The sequence below is a fragment of the Aeromonas fluvialis genome (assembly GCF_000819885.1).
GTDB classification, from domain to species: domain Bacteria; phylum Pseudomonadota; class Gammaproteobacteria; order Enterobacterales; family Aeromonadaceae; genus Aeromonas; species Aeromonas fluvialis.
The window spans coordinates 9,671-29,052 of sequence record NZ_CDBO01000023.1 but is presented as its reverse complement, the minus strand read 5'-3'; the positions used below and the strand labels follow the sequence as shown (position 1 = coordinate 29,052).

The window sequence follows — 19,382 nt, the reverse complement described above, 5'->3', positions numbered from 1 at the left end:
GCAGGCTGGCCCGTTCACCATGGCGCTGGAAGGATTGAAGACTGGTCACCACCAGCTGGTGATCAAGGCCACCCCGAAAGCGGGCGGCGAGACCATCCAGCAAACCATGGACCTGATGTTCAAGGAGCAGAGCAGCGGCGAATACGACTTCGTCTTCCCGCAATCGCTCAAATCCTATACCGCCGGCACCAAGGTGCAGCAACCCAAGGATGGCAAGCTCTATCAGTGCAAGCTCTTCCCCTACAACGGCTACTGCGTACAGTGGAGCAGCAGCGCCACCCACTACGAGCCGGGTATCGGCTCCCACTGGCAAGATGCCTGGATTGAGCTGAACTGATCCGCCGCGGATCATGACGCCATCAATAAAACGGGGAGCCAGTGGCTCCCCTTCTTGTCTTGTCTTCCCATTCAAATCTGGACGTCGAGAGCGGGCTCGCTGCCCATGACCCCGCTGCAATTGCCTGCACGGCTCTTGTGTCGTGCTCGCGCTCCATCTCTATTGCTCATATCGGCCACTCGCACCGGAAGCCGGACGCAGACTCTGTGAGCCATGCCCCTCTGCCACCTTGTACCCTGTGCCATCATGGGATCAGGCTGCAACGACGCGAAAGGAAGTCGTTATGTGGATCAATGCAGAACCGGTCAATGGCGCTCTGGTGTCGCTGACCATCGGCCTTATCATCGGGCTGGAGCGGGGCTGGCAGGTGCGCCAGCTGGGGGATAATCAGCGCATCGCCGGGATGCGCACCTACGGCCTCATCGGCCTGCTCGGCGGGGTCTGCGCCCTGCTGCTGCCGACCCTGGGCCCCTGGCTGCCGCTGCTCGGCCTGCTGGCGGTGGTGATCGGTTGCGGCCTCTCGGTCTGGCTGGCCCAACGCTGGCAGGGGGAGTTCGGCCTCACCAGCTCGGTCGCCATGCTGCTCACCTATCTGCTGGGGCTGATGTCGGTGCTGCTGAGCCCGAGCGAGGCGGTGGCCTGCGCCGTGCTGGCGGCCCTGCTGATGGGGCTCAAGGGCAAGATCCAGCAGGGGATGCTGTTCCTCAGCGAAACCGAGTTTCACGCCACCCTGCGCTTTCTGCTTATCTCGCTGGTGCTGCTACCGGTGCTGCCCAACGAGGAGATGGGACCCCTCGATGCCTTCAATCCCTTCAAGATCTGGCTGATGGTGGTGATCATCGCCGGCATCTCCTTTTGCGGCCACTTCGCGGTGCGGCTGCTCGGCACCCGCGCCGGGCTGGTGCTCACCAGCATGCTGGCAGGGCTCGCCTCCTCCACCGCCCTCACCCTGCAGTTTGCACGCCTCAACAAGGAGCAGGGCGGGCTGGAGCGGTTACTGGCCACTGGTATTTTGCTCGCGGGGGCCACCATGTGGTTACGGCTGCTGGTACTGGTGCTGCTGATCCACAACGAGCTGGCGATGCGCCTGGCTGCCCCCCTGTTGCTGCTGGCCACCACCGTCTACGGTTTTGCCTTCTGGTTCTGGCGCCAGCGCGAGGAGCTGACCGATGGCCCGGTGCAGCCGGAGACCAGCAACCCGCTCGATCTGGCCACCGCCATCAAGTTCGGCCTGCTGCTGGCGCTGATCGGCTTCATGGCCACCTTCCTGCAAAGCAAGGTGGGCAACTCCGGGGTCTATCTGCTGGCGCTGGTCTCCGGCATCACCGACGTGGACGCCATCACATTGTCGCTTTCCCAGCTTTCCCACAAGGAGCTGGCGCTGGAGGTGGCAGCCCGCGGCATCCTGCTGGCCGGGCTGGTCAACTCGCTGGTAAAGGGACTGCTGGCACTCGGCATCGGTGGTCGCAGTCTGGGGCTGCGGGTGCTGCTGCCCTATCTCCTCTCGGCCCTGCTGATCCTGCCCCTCATCTGGTTTGCCGGTTGACGGGGCTCACCTGCCAGAAGTGACAGACTGACGACCCCCTGACAGTCACGTATACTGCCTGCTCTTGCAGCATGAGGAGGTAACCATGGCGAGCGACTGGGACAAGGTACTGGCAGGCGAGGCGCTGGATAGCCAGAGCGAGGAGATAGCCAACGACCGGATCCGCGGGCAGGCGCTGCTGGCCCGACTCAATGGGTCATCCGCGGGCGATGGCCCTCTGCGCCAGCAGATCTGCCGCGAACTCTTTGGCCACTGCCCCGACTCCTGCTGGATCAGCACGCCGTTTACCTGCGAGTTTGGCCGCAACATTCATATCGGCGAAAAGACCTTCTTCAACTTCAACGTCACCATTCTCGACGTGGGCGAAGTGCATATTGGCAGCCATGTGCTGCTGGCCCCCAACGTGCAGATCTACACCGCCACCCACACCATGAACTATCTGGAGCGACGCAACTGGACCGCCTACAACAAGCCGGTTCGGATCGGTGACGACTGCTGGATTGGTGGCGGCGCCATCATCTGCCCCGGCGTCACCATAGGGCCGCGTTCCATCATCGGCGCAGGCGCCGTGGTGACCCGCGACATCCCGGCCGACTCGGTGGCGGTGGGCAATCCGGCCAAAGTGCTCCGCACCCTCAAGCAGGATGAGGAGCGCTGCTGGGAGCTGGCCCAGTGATGGTACTGGCGCTGCTGCCACTGGGCGCCGCCCTCTGGCTCGGCCTTGACGACCAACAGTGGTGGCCACTGGCCGTGCTGCTCTTCATGAGCCTGCTCACGGTAGCCGCCTACGCCTGGGACAAGCGGCAGGCGGTGCGCGGTGAGTGGCGCATTCCCGAATCCCGCCTGCATCTGCTGGAGCTGTGCGGCGGCTGGCCGGGCGCATTAGTGGCCCGCCAGTGGTTGCGTCACAAGACCCAGAAGCGCAGCTACCGGCTGGTCTTCTGGTTTATCGTGTTGCTGCATCTGATCCTGTGGGCGCTCTGGCTTGGCCGCGCACTCTGGCAGCAATAGCCAACTGCATCACAAAGGCGAAACGGGCCCCATTGCGGCCAATTGGTGGCTGTGAGAAAACAGAGCGGATCCGTCAGCGTTTTCGCCGTTTATGACGACCATATTGATAACGACAAGGAGTCGTGACATGACCATGTGGACAGGCATAGTCCTGATCGTATTTATCAGCGTCTTGTTCGGATATCTCGGCAAGCGGGCTCGCTACCAGCTGGGGGATGCCCGCATCACCGACCGCCTCGGCAAGCAGGATCTGGTCATCCGGGAGCTGCAGGATCGGGTCGCCAATCTGGAGGCCATCGTCATCGAAGAGGAGAAGCGACGCCCGTTTCGGGAGCTGTGATTTTTCGCCATCAGGCTTCAAATACTGAGAGGGCTGCATGGTGCAGCCCTCTCTCATTTCTGCTGACTCAGATGGCCAGAGGCAACAGCTCCGCATAATCACGGATCGCAGGGAAAGTGGTAATGCGCTGCTCAGGCTTGCAGCTGTCCGGATTCTGGATCGCCAGCTGATAGCCGATGCCATAGTCGGCGGCAGCACGCAGGATCCGCTCACTGTCATCCACAAACAGGGTGCGGGCCGGATCGAACGCCAGCCGCTCTGCCAGCACCTGCCAGCAAAACTGGCTCTCCTTCGACCAGCCCAGCTCGTGGGTGCTCACCATCAGATCCAGATGCTCGCGCAGCCCCAACTGCGCATCCTTCACCGACAGGCTGGCGGGGTGGGCGTTGGTAAAGAGCACCAGCTGTTTGCCCGCGGCGCGCAGCTCGGCCAGAAAGGGGATGGCGTGGGGGCGCCACTGGATCTTCGCCAGCAGCTCCTGCTTGAGGGCGCGAATGTCGAGCCCCAGGGTCTCGCTCCAGTAATCCACACAGTACCAGTTGAGGGTGCCGTTGACCGCCTGATAGTGCACCTCAATCTGCGCCTTTGCCTCATCCAGCGGCAGACCGAGCCGCTCGGCGTAACGCACCGGCACCAGCTGCTGCCAGAGGTGGTTGTCAAAATGCAGGTCGATCAGGGTGCCATCCATATCGAGCAAGACAGTATCTATTTGGTGCCAGGGCAAGGTGGGGGAGCGGGAGTGTGGCATCGGGCCTCTTGATCTCGGTATCGCGAAAGATATGGTGCGGCAGTATAGCGGATTTTTCCTCTCCCTTTGCCATCCCTGGCCCGTGGTGTTCGGGGTGAGAGTCGTTTACTCTTGAAGCACGATTTTTTTAACGCGCAGCCAGCCCAGATGAGTGACCTCCACCAACGCAAACCCGTTCACCTCAGCGTCGACGCCATGGCACACGACAAGAGCAAGCCGGAGATCCTCAAGGCCGAGATCGTGGCCGAGAGCCGACTGTTCAAGGTGGAGTCCCTCCACCTCAAGTTCTCCAACGGCGAAGAGCGGGTCTATGAGCGGATGCGCGGTGGCAACCGGGGCGCTGTCATGGTGGTGCCCCTGTTCGATGCCCACACCCTGCTGCTGGTACGTGAATACGCCGCAGGCACCCACTCCTACGAGCTGGGCTTCCCCAAGGGGCTGATCGACCCGGGCGAGAATGCCTTCGAGGCGGGCAACCGGGAGCTGATGGAGGAGGCGGGCTTTGGCGCCAACAGCCTGACTCTGCTCAAGCAGGTGTCGCTGGCGCCCGGCTACTTCTCCAGCCGGATGGACATCTTGCTGGCGCAGGATCTCTTTCCCGAGCAACGGATCGGCGACGAGCCCGAGCCTCTCGAGGTGATCCCTTGGCCGCTGAACCGGATCGACGAATTGCTGGCACGACCCGACTTCACCGAGTCGCGCAGTATCAGTGCCCTGCTGCTGGCCCAAAAGTGGCTGGCACAGCAGGCAGAGTAGCCCGCAGACGGGCAGTTAACAGACAGAGGATAACGAGATGCAGGAGTTGTTGGCCTGGTTGCCGGGGGTCAAGGAGATTGCCCGCGAAGCTGGAAGGATCCTTCACGACATCTATCACGGCGGTCAGTTCGAGCGTCAGCTGAAGGAGGATGCGACCCCGGTCACCAGTGCCGACCTTGCTGCCGATGCCTACCTCAAGCAGGCGCTGTCGGCGCTCACCCCCCATGTGCCGGTGCTGACCGAAGAGGCGGCCGACATCCCCTTCAGTCAGCGAGCCAACTGGCGGCAATACTGGCTGGTGGATCCCCTCGACGGCACCGGCGAATTTATCGCCGGCAGCGGCGATTTCGCCACCCTGATCGCCCTGGTGCGGGACAACGTGCCGGTGCTCGGGGTCATCTACGCCCCCGAGTCCGACGTGCTCTACTGGGCGGTGCGCGGCTACGGCGCCTTCAAGGAGGTGAATGGCGAGGTACTGCCCATTCGCGCTATGCACCACGAACATGACCAGCCCGACTCGCTGGTAGTCGCCATCAGCCGCCGCCAGAAGCTGGAGAACCTCACCCGTCGCCTCAACCCGGCCATCAACTATGAGTTGATCCCGCTCGGTTCCAGCTCACTCAAATCCTGCCTGGTGGCAGAGGGTGCCGCAGACTGCTACGTGCGGCTCGGCCCCACCGGCGAGTGGGACACCGCCGCCGCCCAGTGCATCGTCGAGGCGGCCGGTGGCCGCATCCTCAGCCTGGCGTTGCAGCCGCTCAGTTACAACGAGACCGAGTCGCTGGAGAACCCGGACTTTATCGTGATGGGGGATCCGGATCTCGCCTGGGGCAGCATTCTGGCCCACTAGACGGGTAGCGATATCATCACACCAGACAAGCAGGCGGCCCGATGGCCGCCTGCTTTTTCAGGGTCGTGGTCCGGAGTGATGGCTGGTGTGATCCGCTGCCCAAAGCTGTCTTGAACAGCGCGATACGCTGGAAAAGCGGCAAAATGACAGTGAAACATCACAACTGGTCAGTGAGAAATGGTGCCATTTTCATGTAATACTAAAAATGCACAATTAGACAAAATAAAAAAATGACATCGAGTTAAATTTTGGTTTTATATTTTGCAAAATTAACACTTTATGGCGAGCAGGCAGAAGCCAAGAGCGGCCTGATCCTGCGCAACACCACAGTGATGCTGGTGGGCTTCGTGCTCTTCTTCGTCTTCTCCTGCGTGCTGAGCCTCTCGCCAGCCCAACTGGCCGAAGCCAAAGCCCAGAACGTCTCGGTGCTCTCCTATCTGGCCAACATCACCGACCACCCGGTGATCGTGACCCTGGGGCCGCTCATCGCCTTTATCGCCATCAGCTCCTCCTTCCTCGGCCACTTCCTCGGTGCCCGGGAAAGCCTCAAAAGCCTGATTGCCAAGCCCACCGGCCTGTCACTGGCCAAAGCGGACAAACTTGGCATCGCCCTGATGTTCTTCGCCATCTGGGGTGCAGCCATCATCAACCCGGGGATCCTGGGTCTGATGGAGACCCTCTCCGGCCCCGTTATCGCCATGATCCTCTTCATCATGCCGGTGGTGGCCATCTACAAGGTGGAGGCGCTGGCCCGTTTTCGTCACCGTTGGACCAACGGCTTTATCCTGCTGACCGGCTCGCTAGCGGTTTCGGCGCTGATCTTCAGCCTGCTGAAATAATCACGGCCCCGTGATGGGGGCTGTGGAAACGACAAGAGGCGACCCGGAGGTCGCCTCTTGTGCATGGCAAATCGCTTACTCTTTGTCGAAATCTTCGATCTCTTTGCCCAGCGCTTCCATGATGGCGCGTGCTTCGGCCGGGACGCTGTCCGGATGATCCTTGCGCAAGTCTTCGTCACAAGGGAGCGGCTGACCGGTGAAAGCGTGCAGGAAGGCTTCACAGAGCAGCTCGCTGTTGGTCGCATGACGCAGGTTGTTCACCTGACGGCGGGTGCGCTCATCGGTCAACACTTTCAACACCTTTAGCGGGATCGAGACGGTAATCTTCTTGACCTGTTCGCTCTTCTTACCGTGTTCCGCGTAGGGGCTGACGTAGTCGCCGTTCCACTCTGTTCCCATGACTCACCTGTTCTCATTTAGCCGTGAGCGCGGATTTTAACCCTTAAGGAAATTAATGGCAATCCAACAGCAAAGCCATTCAGACGTCTGGAAGCATTGACGGCTTTTATGTGCTGACGTAAGGTGGTTCACCATAGGCCAGCAATGGCGGGATAACGCGTGACAGCAAGATGCCTGCGTTCGAAGAGAGATCAAGGAGAGCAACATGACCCACAAGGCCACCCTGGCGGTTCGCACCGGGATTGAAACAGACCAGCAACACGGTGCCGTGGTGCCCCCCATCTACCTCTCCAGCAACTACACCTTTGCCGACTTTGGCGAGCCCCGTCAATACGATTATGCCCGCTCCGGCAATCCGACCCGTACCAATCTGGCGGATGCGCTGGCGGCGCTGGAAGGGGGCGCCGGCGCCGTGGTCACCGGCACCGGCATGGGGGCAGTCCATCTGGTCACCACCGCCCTGCTCAAGGCGGGAGACCTGCTGATCGCCCCCCACGACTGCTACGGCGGCACCTGGCGCCTGTTCGAGTATCTGGCGGCCAAGGGCCACTACCGGGTGCAGTTTGTCGATCAGGGAGACGAGGCCGCACTGGCCGAAGCGCTGGCGCAAAAGCCTGCGCTGGTATGGGTCGAGACCCCTTCCAACCCGCTGCTGCGGGTGGTGGATATCAGCGCCATCGCCAGCGCCGCCCATGAGGTGGGTGCGCAGGTGGTGGTGGACAACACCTTCCTCTCCCCCCTGCTGCAACAACCCCTGGCACTCGGGGCCGATGTGGTGGTGCACTCCACCACCAAGTACATCAACGGCCACTCGGACGTGGTCGGCGGAGTGGCGATCGCCAAAGAGGCGGCATTGGCCGAGTCACTGGTGTGGTGGGCCAACTGTCTGGGGCTCACCTCCGGGGCGTTCGATTCCTACCTGACCCTGCGCGGCTTGCGCACCCTGGCCCCCAGATTGCGCACCCATCAGGAGAACACCGATCGCATCCTCGCCTCCCTGCAACAGCAGCCGCTGGTGAAACACATCTATCACCCCAGTCTGCCGAACCATCCGGGCCACGATATTGCGCGCCGTCAACAGTCCGGCTTCGGCGCCATGCTAAGTTTTGAACTCGATTGCAGTGAGGCGGGCATTCGCGCCTTCCTCGCGGCCCTCACCCTCTTCTCGGTGGCCGAGTCTCTCGGCGGGGTGGAGAGTCTGGTGGCCCATCCGGCCAGCATGACTCACAGGGCCATGACCCCGGCGGCGCAGCAGGCGGCAGGCATCAGCGCCCAGCTGCTGCGCTTGTCGGTCGGCATTGAACACGGTGAAGACCTGGTGGCCGATCTGGCGCAGGCTTTTGAACAGGCACAGCAGGCAGAACAGGTAGCGAAATAATGGAACAGCAGCAAGGAGAGATCGCGGTGGCAGCAGAAGCAAGAGTGAAGCGACGTCACGTCCACAAGTTTGGTGGCAGCAGTCTGGCGGATCCGGTCTGTTATCGCCGGGTCGCCGCGATTGTCGAACAACAGGTTGGCGGAGATGAACTGATCGTGGTCTCCGCCGCTGGCAAGACCACCAACCGGCTGATCCAGCTGGTGGAGCTGGCCGAAGCGGGGGATGAAGCTGCCGGTGAAGCCATCGGTGCCCTGCAAACCTATCAGCAGAGCCTGATCGATGGCCTGCTGGAAGGAGAACTGCTGCTCGATCTGAGCAAGCAGCTGGCCGACGACATGCAGTTGATTGCCAAGACGCTGGAGGGGCAGTTTGACCGCTTTGCCCGCAATGGCCTGCTTGCCTTTGGCGAGGTGTGGTCGGCGCGCCTCTTGGCGGCGCTGCTCACCAGCCGCGGTGACAAGGCCATCTGGCTCGATGCCCGCAGCTTCTTGCGTGCCGAGGATGGCGCTCTGGTCAAGGTGGATAGCGCCCTCTCCAGCGAACTGCTCAAGGCGCGACTGGCCGAACATGCCGGTCGCATCGTGGTGACCGGCTTTATCGCCGCCGACATGGAGGGGCGCTCCCTGCTGCTCGGCCGCAACGGTTCCGACTACAGCGCCAGCCTGTTGGCGCTGCTGGCGGATGGCGAATCCACCACCATCTGGAGCGACGTGGCCGGGGTCTACAGTGCCGACCCGCGCCGGGTGAAGGAAGCGCGCCTGCTGGAGCGCCTCAGTCTGGCTGAAGCCAACGAACTTGCCCGCCTCGGCTCCTCGGTACTCCATTCCCGCACCCTGCAACCGGTGGCCGACAGCCGCCAGCGCCTCACCTTGCGCTGCAGCTACAACCCGGAGGAGGGCTGCACTCATATCCTGCGTCGCGCCCCCCGCTCCGGCGGCGCCCGCATCGTCTCCTCGGTGGATCAGATCGCCCTCATCGAGCTCAAGGTACTGCCGCAAACCCACTTTGATCAGACAGTCGCCGCCATCGAGGCCCATCTGGCTCGTCACCGTCTCAACCCGCTCACCCTGCAGCGCCAGCCGGATCGGCGGATCCTGCGCCTCGCCTACACCCTCGAGGTGGCGCAGGGGGCCTTCGAGCTGCTGCGGGACTTCCAGCTGCAGGGCAGCTTCACCGGCCTCATCCAAAAAGAGGGGTACAGTCTGGTGGCACTGGTGGGGGCCGGTGTCACTGACAACGCCGAACAGTGCCACCGCTTCTACCAGCTGCTGGCGGATCAGCCGCTGGAGTTCGTCCAGGTGGCCCGAGATGGCCTGAGTCTGGTGGCCGTGCTGCGTCAGGTAGTGCTGGAGCCGCTGCTGATCGCCCTGCACAGCGCCCTGTTCAGCCGCCCGAACCGGGTCGGGCTGGTCGTGTTCGGCAAGGGTAACATTGGCGGTCACTGGCTCAACCTCTATGCTCGCGAGAAGGCACGGCTCGAACATGAACTCAATCTGGCGCTCACCCTCTACGGGGTGTTCAGCTCGGAAGGGGGCCTGCTGGATGAAGAGGGGCTGGATCCGCTCAAGGTGCAGGACAACTTCAACCCCAAGCCGCTGATCTGGCCGGAGCTGCTGGCCCAGCTGGAGCAGCACAGTTTCGATACCCTAATAGCCCTCGACATGACCGCCAGCGAGACGGTGAGCCGCTACTACCCGGACTTTGCCCAGCTCGGCATTCACATCATCGCCGCCAACAAGTTTGCCGGCGCAGCCGACAGCGAGTTCTACCAGCGCATCAAGCAGACCTGCCGCGACCATCAGGTGCTGTGGCGCTACAACGCCACCGTGGGGGCCGGGCTGCCAATCCAGTCCAGCATCCAGATGCTGCGCCAGAGTGGCGACCGCATTCAGGGGGTCTCCGGCATCTTCTCCGGTACCCTCTCCTGGCTGTTCCAGCAGTATGACGGCACTCGCCTCTTCTCCGAGCTGGTGGACGAGGCTTGGCAGCACGGCCTGACCGAGCCGGATCCCCGCGAGGATCTCTCCGGTCAGGATGTGCGCCGCAAGCTGCTCATTCTGGCGCGGGAGGCGGGCTTCGAGCTCGACTCCGCCGATATCGGGCTGGAGAATCTGGTGCCCGTCCCGCTGCGCAAGGTGACCGCCGATCAGTTCATGGACAGGCTCAAAGAGCTGGATGGCCCGATCCAGACCGCCTTTGAGGGGGCCAGGCGACTCGGCAAGGTGCTGCGCTACGTCGCCCGCTTCGAACATGACGGTAAGGCACGGGTCGGACTGGAGGCGCTGGAGCCCCACCACCCCTTCGCCAACCTGCTACCGTGCGACAATATCTTCGCCATCGAGAGCGACAGCTATCGCACCAACCCGCTGGTGATTCAGGGACCTGGGGCGGGTCGGGAAGTGACAGCCGCCGCTATCCAGTACGATCTGTGGCAGATCTGCGCCAGTCTCTGATCGCCCTGAGGTAAAGAGTGACCACTGCTCTGTGACAGAGCTGCGCGATATACAGGGAAAGAGAAACCGCAGCGATAAAAAAGCCCGAGTCGATGACTCGGGCTTTTTGCTGAATGCCGCTTCAATTAGGAGAAGCAGGCCTGCAGCACATAGAAAATGGCGATGGACAGAATAGCTCCGGCAGGCAGGGTGATGATCCAGGAGACCACGATGTTGCGCAGTACCCCCAGATTCAACGCCGCAATACCGCGCGCCAGACCGACACCCATGACCGCACCGACCAGAGTCTGGGTGGTCGAGATGGGCAGGCCGGTACCGGAGGCAATCACCACGGTCGCAGCGGTCGCCAGCTGGGCGGCGAAACCACGGCTCGGGGTCAGGTGGGTAATGCCGGTGCCGACAGTCGCCATCACCTTCTCGCCCATGGTCGCCAGACCAATCACGATACCTATGCCGCCAAGGGGCAGGATCCACCAGGCAATCGTTGCCTTACCGGCGATCTCGCCACCGGAAGCAACGATAGAGGCCACCGCAGAGAGCGGGCCGATGGCATTGGCCACGTCGTTGGAACCGTGGGCAAACGCCATGGCACAAGCGGTGATCACCATCAGGATGCCGAACACCTTCTCCACGTTGGCGAAGTGCATCTTGCTGTCATCTTGCGGGTTGTACTTCTGACCGCGAATGTAGATCCAGCCGGCAAACGCCACTGCGATGGAGATCGCGGTGGAGAGCAGAATGCCCTCACCATTGGTCAGGTGCAGACCGACGTGGGTCAGCCCTTTCTTGATGGTCACCAGACAGATTACCATGGCGGTGAGGAACATGTAGAACGGCACGTAGCGCTTGGCGTTGCTCAGGGGATCATCGGTGTTGAAGATAAGCTTCTGCACACTGATGAACATGAAGTAGGCGATCACACCGGAGATGGCCGGAGTGACGACCCAGGAGCCGACGATGCCGCCAAACTTGCCCCACTGCACCGCTTCCGGACCGATACTCACCACCGCAAAACCGACGATGGCACCGATGATGGAGTGGGTGGTGGAAACCGGCCAGCCAAAGTAGGAGGCCAGGATCAACCAGGTGCCCGCCGCCAGCAGGGAGGCGATCATGCCGAGCACCAGCAGATCCGGGCTATCGACAAACGCATTGCTGTCGATGATGCCGTTACGGATGGTGGCCGTCACTTCGCCACCGGCCAGATAGGCGCCGGCAAATTCGAAGATCATGGCGATGATGATCGCCTGACGAATGGTCAGGGATTTGGTGCCGACCGATGTCCCCATGGCGTTGGCAACGTCATTCGCGCCAATGCCCCAAGCCATCAAAAAGCCGAACAAGGCCGCCACGAGCACCAGAGTGGTGCCGTAATTCGCGATAATGTCCATTAATAGTGTTTACCCAGTCAGTCGATTACGAGCGAGCCAGCATCAGTTCCAGACGGGCGCCTACGCGCTCTGCCTGATCTGCCAAGTCACCTACCCATTCGAGGATCTTATAGAGGAATATCACATCGATCGGATTGTAGTTCTGCTCAACCGCTTGTAGCTGTTGGCGCAGTCCAATCTGCATGGTGTCTGTATCGTCCTCGATCAGATCCAGTTGGTGGATCATCTCGGCAACCATTTCCACTTCCCGTCCTTTGAAGCCGGTCTCGAGCAGCTCGTCGAGCTCCCCGATCGCTTTCTCGGCCTGAGCGGTCGCATCAATACAACGTTTGAGATAAGCCATGAAGCCCGCCCGCATTTCAGAGGGGAACTCCATGCGACGACCAAGCATGCGGCCGGAGATATCCTTGGCACGGTTGGCAATCTTGTCTTGCTGGGTCAACAACTCCAGCAGGTCGGTACGTGCAACCGGCAAAAACAGGCCGCGAGGTAGTTTCAGACGGATTTCACGCTTGAGGGTATCTGCCTCTTTTTCCAGTTGGGCGATCTGCTGCCGGATCTGCTCGGCATCTTCCCAACGGTCTTCGGCAACGGCGTCAAAGAAGGGGACCAACTGCTGGGAGCACTGGTGAACCTTGACGATATGCTTCTGCAGCGGCTTGATGGGGGACTTGGCAAAAAGTCCCAAAATAGTATTTACTGGCATGGCCAAACCTGTGTCGGTGAAAAAACACTCGATACGATTATATGAGGCGCGCAGGATAACCGAACTGCGCCCTCAATTAAACCGCGAATTAATCCAGTTGTCTCGCGGGCATTATATCCCCGTGACCCGAATCCTGCTCCCCAAAGTTGCCTGCCAGCCCGGAATGACTATGCAAACTGAGATCGAGATAAAGTTTTTTGTCGCCAGCAACATTCAACCCGAGTTATCCAACCTGCTAAATTCTCTTGAGATTAAAGAATCGTCACAGCAGCAGCTCGGCAACGTCTATTTCGATACGCCGACCCTGGCCCTGCGCAAGCTGGAGATGGGTTTGCGCATCCGTCGCTGCGATGCCTTCGCCGAACAGACCATCAAGTGTCGTGGCCAGGTGGTCGGCGGCCTGCACGCCAGACCCGAGTACAATGCCCCCGTGAGCGGCGATCTGCCGACCCTCTCGGCCTTTCTCGATGAAATTTGGCCGACCCTGACCGAGCGCGACCACATTCAGCACCAGCTGGTCGCCCAGTTTCGCACCGACTTCCTGCGGCGCTACTGGCTGATCGCCTTCGAGGGGGCCGAGATTGAACTGGCCTGGGATCAGGGAGAGATCGTCGGCAGTCAGGGCAGCACCAATATCAACGAGCTGGAACTGGAGCTCAAATCCGGTGACACCACAGCCCTGTTTGCACTGGCCCAACGCCTCGCCAAGCTCGGCGGGTTGCGCCTCGGCGCCCAATCCAAGGCCCAGCGGGGCTATCGGCTGGCAGGTCTTGGCAAACCGCTGGCACTGCAGGCACTGGTCGCGAGTGAAGATATTGAAAGCATGACGGGGATCAGCGAGGGGCTGCGCCACTGGCAGCATCACGAGCAGCTCTGGCTGGATCATCTGCAGGATAAAGGCGTTCAACAGCAGGCGTTCGACGCCTTGCGTCAGGGAGTTGATCTGATCGTCCGCTGTGCGGCCACGCTGCCACAACCCGCGCCCTGGCTGCATGCATTGACCAGCCTGCAAACTCATCTGCAAATCAGGCCGAACGAGCATGACGAGTGGCCTGCCGAACTGGCCGATCTCTTCCTCTATCCGGCGTATGTCGAGTTGCAGCTGGCCATCGTCGCCTGGCTCCATCACGCCGCTTGAGTGGCGCCATGCCGGAAATAAAGGCAGGAAACAAACACTGAAAACAAAACGGGTGAGCCTTGGCTCACCCGTTTGCATTACAGCAGGTTGAGCTGCTGCATGGCGCTGCGAATGCGCTCGCGGGTCGCTTCCGACAGCGGCATCACCGGCAGGCGGCACTCCTCGCTGCAGAAACCGAGCAGGGAAGCGGCATACTTGGCACCGGCCGGGCTCGGCTCGGCAAACATCGCCTGATGGAGTGGAATAAGCTGATCTTGCAGTTCACGCGCGGCTTGCCACTTGCCCGCCAGGGTGAGGTTTTGCACCTCGGCCACCAGCTTGGGGGCCACGTTGGCGGTCACCGAGATACAGCCCTGACCACCGCCGATGTTGTAGGCGACGGCGGTAGCATCTTCACCGGAGAGCCAGGCAAAGGACTTGTTGATCAGCTGTCGCTCAGTCCAGGGGCGCGCCAGATCGCCGGTGGCATCCTTCACCCCGGCAATGCGCGGCAGCTCGGCCAGACGGGCCAGGGTCGCAGGTTGCACATCGACGATGGCTCGTGGCGGAATGTTGTAGACGATGATCGGCTTGGTGGTGGCATCGTGCACCGCCTTGAAGTGGTGGTAGAGCCCCTCCTGATTGGGGCGGTTGTAGTAACCGGCCACATGCAGGGTGGCATCGGCCCCCACCTGCTCGGCGTAGCGAGTGTACTCAATGGCCTCGACCGGGTTGTTGGAGCCTGCTCCGGCGATCACCGGAATGCGCCCCGCCACCTGCTGAACCACCAGCTCCACCACCCGACAGTGCTCGTCATGGGTCAGGGTCGGGCTCTCCCCCGTGGTGCCCACTGGCACTATGCCGTGGGTGCCCTGCTCAATGTGCCACTCCACCAGACGCAGCAGCGCCTCTTCATCCAGCTTTCCCTGTCGGAACGGGGTGATCAACGCAACGATGGAACCTTGAAACATGGGATCTCCTTCTCCTAAATGACGCGTATATGGCAATAAAAAACCCCGGTACGATGTGCGCAACCGGGGTTTGAAGCTTCTCAGGGATGAGAGGTTACGCGCGAACGTCGGCAGGCCCGAATTTCAGGCTTTTTTTGTGCTTTCGTTTCAACCCGTTGAACCGCATTTCGTCATCTCTGGTCAAAAAATGGTGTCTGGGCATATTTCGGGAACACGGCATAAATGTCAAGGCGAAAGGGGCTATGTATAATGGCCGCCCAAAATTGTGTGGAGAGACCCGATGAGCAGCCCTATCAGTGCCGTCAGCCAGATGCTGGAACGAAACCAAGCCCTCTTTGTCGGCAAGCGGCTACTTGTCTGTGGCGCGCTGGAGGATGACTACCCCCGCCAGTTGGCGACCCTGGCCCGGACCCTGACCGTCTTTACCACCGATTACTGCTACTACCGCAGCCAGCAGGCGGCGCTCGGTGACGCCATCCTGTTCGACCACCAGCTCGGTGGCGCGCCCCGCTTCGATGCCCTGTTGCTACTGATGCCCAAGGCCAAGGCCGAGGCGCAATATCTGCTGGCTATGATGACTCCCTTGCTGGAGGCGGGTGCTGATCTGTTCCTGGCCGGTGAAAACCGCGGCGGCATCAACGGCGCCGACAAGCTGCTGGCCCCCTATGGCGAAAAGCCCGTCAAACGTGACTCGGCCCGCCGCTGCTCTCTCTATCATGGCGAGCTGAGCAAGCCAGTTGAACCTTTCAATCTGGATAGCTGGTTTGGCCGCTACCAGTGCAAGGCCGGTGATACCGAGCTGACCGTGCTGGCACTGCCCGGCGTCTTCAGCGCGGCCGAGCTGGACCTCGGCACCCAGATGCTGCTGGCCGCAGTGCCGCCGATGAAGGGTGAACTGCTTGATTTCGGCTGTGGCGCCGGGGTGATTGGGTCTGCGCTGGCCAAGCGCAATCCGGATCTGCGGGTCAACATGGTGGATATCAGCGCACTGGCGCTCGAATCGAGCCGCCGCACCCTGGCGATCAACGGTCTGCAGGGCAAGGTCACCGCTTCCGATGTCTATTCGAATATCACCACCCGCTTCCAGCACATCGTCTCCAACCCGCCCTTCCATGCGGGTCTCAAGACCTTCTACGCGGCGACCGAGCAGTTCCTGGCCAAGGCGCCGGCATTTTTGCTGCCCAATGGCTCGCTAACCATTGTTGCCAACGCCTTCTTGCGCTATCAGCCTATACTGGAGACACACTTCAAACGGACGGAAGTGATCAGCAGTGATGCCAAATTCAAAGTCTATCTGAGCAAAGTGTAAATTAAGTGTAAGCCGCACAATAAAACAGCTAGAGAGCGCCATACGGGATCTGATAAGGTACTAAGAGCACGATAAAAATCACCCCTTAAGGGGTGTTTTTATACTGGGTATTGAAAACCTTTTCATGCTGTTTATTCAGGGAGATAAATACCATGGCTGGCATGTTAACCATGATCCTGGCGGGCGGCGAAGGTACTCGCCTGCAGCCTCTGACCACCACCCGCAGCAAGCCTTCCGTCCCCTTCGGTGGCAGCTACCGGCTGATCGATTTTGTCCTCAATAACTTCGTCAACGCAGACTTTCTGCGCATCTACGTCCTCACCCAGTTCAAATCCCAGTCCCTCTATCTGCACATGAAGAAGGGCTGGAATATCGTCGGGATCACCGACCGCTTTATCGACCCCATCCCGGCCCAGATGCGGATGGGCAAGCGCTGGTATGACGGCACCGCCGATGCCATCTACCAGAACCTCGGCTTTATCGAGCGGGCCGAGCCGGAGCATGTCTGCATCTTCGGCTCGGACCACATCTACAAGATGGATGTGAGCCAGATGGTCAGCTTCCACAAGCAGAAAAATGCCGCCATGACAGTCGCAGCCCTGCGCATGCCCATCGAAGAGGCAAGTGCCTTCGGGGTGATCGAGGTGGATACGGAAGGGCGGATGATCGGTTTTCAGGAAAAACCAAAGCAGCCCAAGCACATTCCCGGCGATCCGACCCAGGCGCTGGTCTCCATGGGCAACTACATCTTCGAGACCGATGCCCTCTGCCGCGAGTTAAAGCGGGATGCCGCCGAAGAGAACTCCAGCCACGACTTTGGCAAGGATGTGATCCCGAGCCTCTACCCCCGTGCCCCTGTCTATGTCTACGACTACAGTACCAATGTCATCCCCGGTGAAAAACCGAGCGTCTACTGGCGGGATGTGGGCACCCTGGACTCTTACTGGCAAGCGCACATGGATTTGGTGGCCGACAATCCCCCCTTCTCCCTCTATAACCGCAAGTGGCCGCTACACACCCACTATCCGGCACTGCCACCCGCCACTTTCATCGACAGCGACGAGTGCAAGGTGAAGATCGCCAACTCCCTGATCTCCGCCGGTTGCTTTATTCAGGGCAGCCAGATCCAGCGATCTATCCTCGGTTTCCGCTGCAATATCGGCGCGTGCAGCCACATCAGCGAATCCGTGCTACTGGGGGATGTGAAAATTGGTGAAGGCTGCTCCATCCGGCGCGCGATTATAGATAAAAACGTTGAAATTGCGCCCGGCACCGTTATAGGTGAGAATCTGGACCACGATAGAGAACGATTTACCGTATCCGAAGGCGGTATCGTGGTGGTACCTAAGGGAGCAAGAGTTGGCTATTAACCCACTGAAAATCCTGTTTGTTGCCTCGGAAGTTGAGGGGCTAGTCAAGACCGGGGGCTTGGCTGACGTCGCCAGAGCCCTGCCGATGTACCTGGCCCAGAAGGGACATGATGTCAGGATCATCCTGCCCTTCTACAAGACGATAAAGCGACGAGATGAGGCCAGACTGGTGGCCTCATGCTGGTTGCCCACCCACCCGGGGCAGCTAGGCATTGGTTATCGTATCTACCAGATGGCGCTGGATGGTGTCTGCGTCTATCTGCTCGACTGCCCGCAATATTTCGATCGCCCCCAGCTCTACGCCGAGAACAATCAGGCCTATCCGGATAACGGCGAGCGCTTTGCCTTCTTCTCGGCGGCAGCCCTCCATGCCTGCGAGCAGCTCGGCTTCGCCCCGGACATCGTCCACTGCAACGACTGGCACACCGGCCTGCTGCCGCTGCTGCTAAAAACCCGCCATGCTCAGAACCCGTTCTTCCAGCAGACCCGCAGCGTGATCAGTATTCACAACGCGGCGTTTCAGGGTGTATTTGGCCGCGAGCAGTTCTGGGCCATGCCCGAGATCGCCGACTACGAACGCCGTATCAATTACGACTATGGCCACGTCAATCTGCTCAAATGCGGAGTGCTCTACGCCGACAAGATCAATGCGGTCAGCCCCAACTATGCCCAGGAGCTGCTGACTCACCTCGGCGCCCACGGCATGGCGCATATCTTCCAGCAGCGGGCAGCCGATCTCTGCGGCATTCTCAACGGTTGCGACTACAAAGACTGGGATCCGGAGTTCGACCATTTTTTGCCTGCGACCTACAGCGTCACCGACATGGCAGGCAAACAGGTCTGCAAGCAGAGCCTGCAACAGGAAGCGGGGCTGGCCGTTACGGATCTACCCATCTACGGCATGGTTTGCCGCCTGACCGAGCAGAAGGGCGTTCCCCTGCTGCTCCCTGCGCTGGAGAAATTCCTCCACCATCAGGTACAAGTGGTGATTGTCGGCTCTGGCGATCCTGCGCTCGCCACGCAACTGCAAACCATGGCCCGGGATTATCCGGGCAAGCTCGCCTTCATCAACACCTATGACGATCGGCTGGCTCATCTGGTCGAAGCCGGTGCCGACTTCTTCCTGATGCCCTCGCTGTTCGAGCCTTGCGGCCTCAACCAGATGTACAGTCTTGCCTATGGCACCCTGCCACTGGTGCGGGCCGTGGGAGGTCTAAAAGATACCGTGGTGGATTGGGATGCGGATCCCGAGCATGCCACCGGCTTCTGCTTCAATGATCCGACCGCCGCCATCCTGCTCGATACCATGCGCCGCAGCCTGCTCTATTTCCTGCAGGACAAGGCACGCTTTGCCAAGGTACAGCGCACTGCCATGAACACCCGCTTCAACTGGCCTGACTCGGTCACCCAGTATGAACTGATGTATCAGAGCGCATTGGGCCGTTACTGAATACCAAACCTCGGCTAATTGCTGAAGTTTTGTACCCTTGGCGCTACTTTGGGCGTCAACAGCGAAAAAAGTCCCCTTTGGCTGTTGACGCTCCCCCAAAACTCTATAGAATCCCCCTCCGCAGTGATGCGAAGGTGGCGGAATTGGTAGACGCGCTAGCTTCAGGTGTTAGTGTCCCACGGATGTGAGGGTTCGAGTCCCTCTCTTCGCACCAATACTGCCATGCTGATTCAGCAGCATGTAAATCCAACTAGAAAACCCAAATGTGCGAAGGTGGCGGAATTGGTAGACGCGCTAGCTTCAGGTGTTAGTGCCCCCCGGGTGTGAGGGTTCGAGTCCCTCTCTTCGCACCATGCTTCTCCAGACAGCATGTAAATCAAAACTGGTAACACAATGTGCGAAGGTGGCGGA

The 19,382-nt window shown here is 60.5% G+C and carries 17 protein-coding genes, 2 tRNA genes and 2 pseudogenes; 16 read left to right on the top strand and 5 right to left on the bottom strand.

The genetic code is table 11. The features are described 5' to 3' along the window. Positions 1-13: 13 nt before the first annotated feature. The 5 genes and pseudogenes from BN1125_RS05800 to BN1125_RS05780 form a co-directional block, all read left to right on the top strand. Positions 14-337 (top strand): annotated as a pseudogene (locus BN1125_RS05800) (N-acetylglucosamine-binding protein GbpA); the annotation flags it as partial. A 283-nt stretch (positions 338-620) separates the two neighbouring features. Beyond that, positions 621-1,883, top strand: coding sequence for an MgtC/SapB family protein (locus BN1125_RS05795; RefSeq protein ID WP_042011188.1), 1,263 nt, complete (start codon positions 621-623; stop codon positions 1,881-1,883). 85 nt (positions 1,884-1,968) lie between these two features. Next, positions 1,969-2,559: a sugar O-acetyltransferase gene (locus BN1125_RS05790; RefSeq protein WP_042011187.1), complete on the top strand. Its 591-nt coding sequence runs from the start codon at positions 1,969-1,971 to the stop codon at positions 2,557-2,559. Beyond that, on the top strand, positions 2,556-2,894 hold the full coding sequence (locus BN1125_RS05785) for a DUF1294 domain-containing protein (protein ID WP_042011185.1): 339 nt from the start codon (positions 2,556-2,558) through the stop codon (positions 2,892-2,894). The genes BN1125_RS05790 and BN1125_RS05785 overlap by 4 nt, the downstream gene beginning before the upstream one ends. A gap of 127 nt (positions 2,895-3,021) precedes the next feature. After that, complete coding sequence (locus BN1125_RS05780; protein WP_042011184.1) at positions 3,022-3,234, top strand: hypothetical protein; 213 nt, start codon at positions 3,022-3,024, stop codon at positions 3,232-3,234. A gap of 67 nt (positions 3,235-3,301) precedes the next feature. On the opposite strand, the gene yrfG is transcribed toward BN1125_RS05780, so the two are convergent. Continuing rightward, positions 3,302-3,982: a GMP/IMP nucleotidase gene (gene yrfG / locus BN1125_RS05775; protein ID WP_042011183.1), complete on the bottom strand. Its 681-nt coding sequence runs from the start codon at positions 3,980-3,982 to the stop codon at positions 3,302-3,304. Between the two features lie 147 nt (positions 3,983-4,129). Here yrfG and nudE point away from each other — a divergent pair, with 147 nt between their 5' ends. From nudE to BN1125_RS05760, 3 genes and pseudogenes are all read left to right on the top strand, one after another. Then, a complete protein-coding gene (gene nudE / locus BN1125_RS05770; protein WP_042011182.1) occupies positions 4,130-4,738 on the top strand; it encodes an ADP compounds hydrolase NudE in 609 nt (202 codons plus the stop codon). 37 nt (positions 4,739-4,775) lie between these two features. Then, positions 4,776-5,588: a 3'(2'),5'-bisphosphate nucleotidase CysQ gene (gene cysQ / locus BN1125_RS05765; protein WP_042011181.1), complete on the top strand. Its 813-nt coding sequence runs from the start codon at positions 4,776-4,778 to the stop codon at positions 5,586-5,588. A 278-nt stretch (positions 5,589-5,866) separates the two neighbouring features. Next, a pseudogene (locus tag BN1125_RS05760) lies at positions 5,867-6,427 on the top strand (amino acid permease); the annotation flags it as partial. Positions 6,428-6,502: 75 nt separating this feature from the next. Here the strand turns inward: BN1125_RS05760 and metJ are convergent. After that, positions 6,503-6,826 carry a met regulon transcriptional regulator MetJ gene (metJ, locus tag BN1125_RS05755; protein ID WP_005343046.1) on the bottom strand — a complete coding sequence of 108 codons (324 nt, stop codon included), beginning with the start codon at positions 6,824-6,826 and terminating at the stop codon, positions 6,503-6,505. 205 nt (positions 6,827-7,031) lie between these two features. Here metJ and metB point away from each other — a divergent pair, with 205 nt between their 5' ends. Together metB and BN1125_RS05745 are read left to right on the top strand one after the other, a co-directional pair. Beyond that, a complete protein-coding gene (gene metB / locus BN1125_RS05750; protein ID WP_042011180.1) occupies positions 7,032-8,204 on the top strand; it encodes a cystathionine gamma-synthase in 1,173 nt (390 codons plus the stop codon). Further along, entirely contained in the window at positions 8,201-10,657 is a 2,457-nt protein-coding gene (locus BN1125_RS05745; RefSeq protein WP_042011178.1) for a bifunctional aspartate kinase/homoserine dehydrogenase II, read from the top strand. The genes metB and BN1125_RS05745 overlap by 4 nt, the downstream gene beginning before the upstream one ends. Positions 10,658-10,782: 125 nt before the next feature. On the opposite strand, the gene BN1125_RS05740 is transcribed toward BN1125_RS05745, so the two are convergent. Continuing rightward, entirely contained in the window at positions 10,783-12,048 is a 1,266-nt protein-coding gene (locus BN1125_RS05740) for an inorganic phosphate transporter (protein ID WP_042011177.1), read from the bottom strand. Between the two features lie 25 nt (positions 12,049-12,073). Beyond that, positions 12,074-12,754 (bottom strand): TIGR00153 family protein, encoded by a 681-nt coding sequence (locus tag BN1125_RS05735; protein ID WP_042011176.1) that lies wholly within the window; start codon positions 12,752-12,754, stop codon positions 12,074-12,076. A 169-nt stretch (positions 12,755-12,923) separates the two neighbouring features. Between BN1125_RS05735 and BN1125_RS05730 the strand changes: the two genes are divergently transcribed. After that, a complete protein-coding gene (locus BN1125_RS05730; protein ID WP_042011175.1) occupies positions 12,924-13,892 on the top strand; it encodes a CYTH domain-containing protein in 969 nt (322 codons plus the stop codon). 77 nt (positions 13,893-13,969) lie between these two features. On the opposite strand, the gene dapA is transcribed toward BN1125_RS05730, so the two are convergent. Then, positions 13,970-14,842, bottom strand: coding sequence for a 4-hydroxy-tetrahydrodipicolinate synthase (gene dapA / locus BN1125_RS05725; RefSeq protein ID WP_042011174.1), 873 nt, complete (start codon positions 14,840-14,842; stop codon positions 13,970-13,972). Between the two features lie 280 nt (positions 14,843-15,122). On the opposite strand from dapA, the gene rsmC reads away from it, so the two are divergent. From rsmC to BN1125_RS05700, 5 genes are all read left to right on the top strand, one after another. Further along, positions 15,123-16,151, top strand: a complete 1,029-nt coding sequence (gene rsmC / locus BN1125_RS05720; protein ID WP_042011172.1) for a 16S rRNA (guanine(1207)-N(2))-methyltransferase RsmC — start codon at positions 15,123-15,125, stop codon at positions 16,149-16,151. Between the two features lie 152 nt (positions 16,152-16,303). Continuing rightward, on the top strand, positions 16,304-17,521 hold the full coding sequence (gene glgC / locus BN1125_RS05715; RefSeq protein ID WP_042011171.1) for a glucose-1-phosphate adenylyltransferase: 1,218 nt from the start codon (positions 16,304-16,306) through the stop codon (positions 17,519-17,521). Then, positions 17,511-18,971 (top strand): glycogen synthase GlgA, encoded by a 1,461-nt coding sequence (gene glgA, locus BN1125_RS05710; RefSeq protein ID WP_042011169.1) that lies wholly within the window; start codon positions 17,511-17,513, stop codon positions 18,969-18,971. The genes glgC and glgA overlap by 11 nt, the downstream gene beginning before the upstream one ends. Positions 18,972-19,099: 128 nt before the next feature. Next, positions 19,100-19,185: transfer RNA gene (locus BN1125_RS05705), tRNA-Leu, on the top strand. A 53-nt stretch (positions 19,186-19,238) separates the two neighbouring features. Continuing rightward, positions 19,239-19,324: transfer RNA gene (locus tag BN1125_RS05700), tRNA-Leu, on the top strand. Positions 19,325-19,382: the final 58 nt, after the last annotated feature.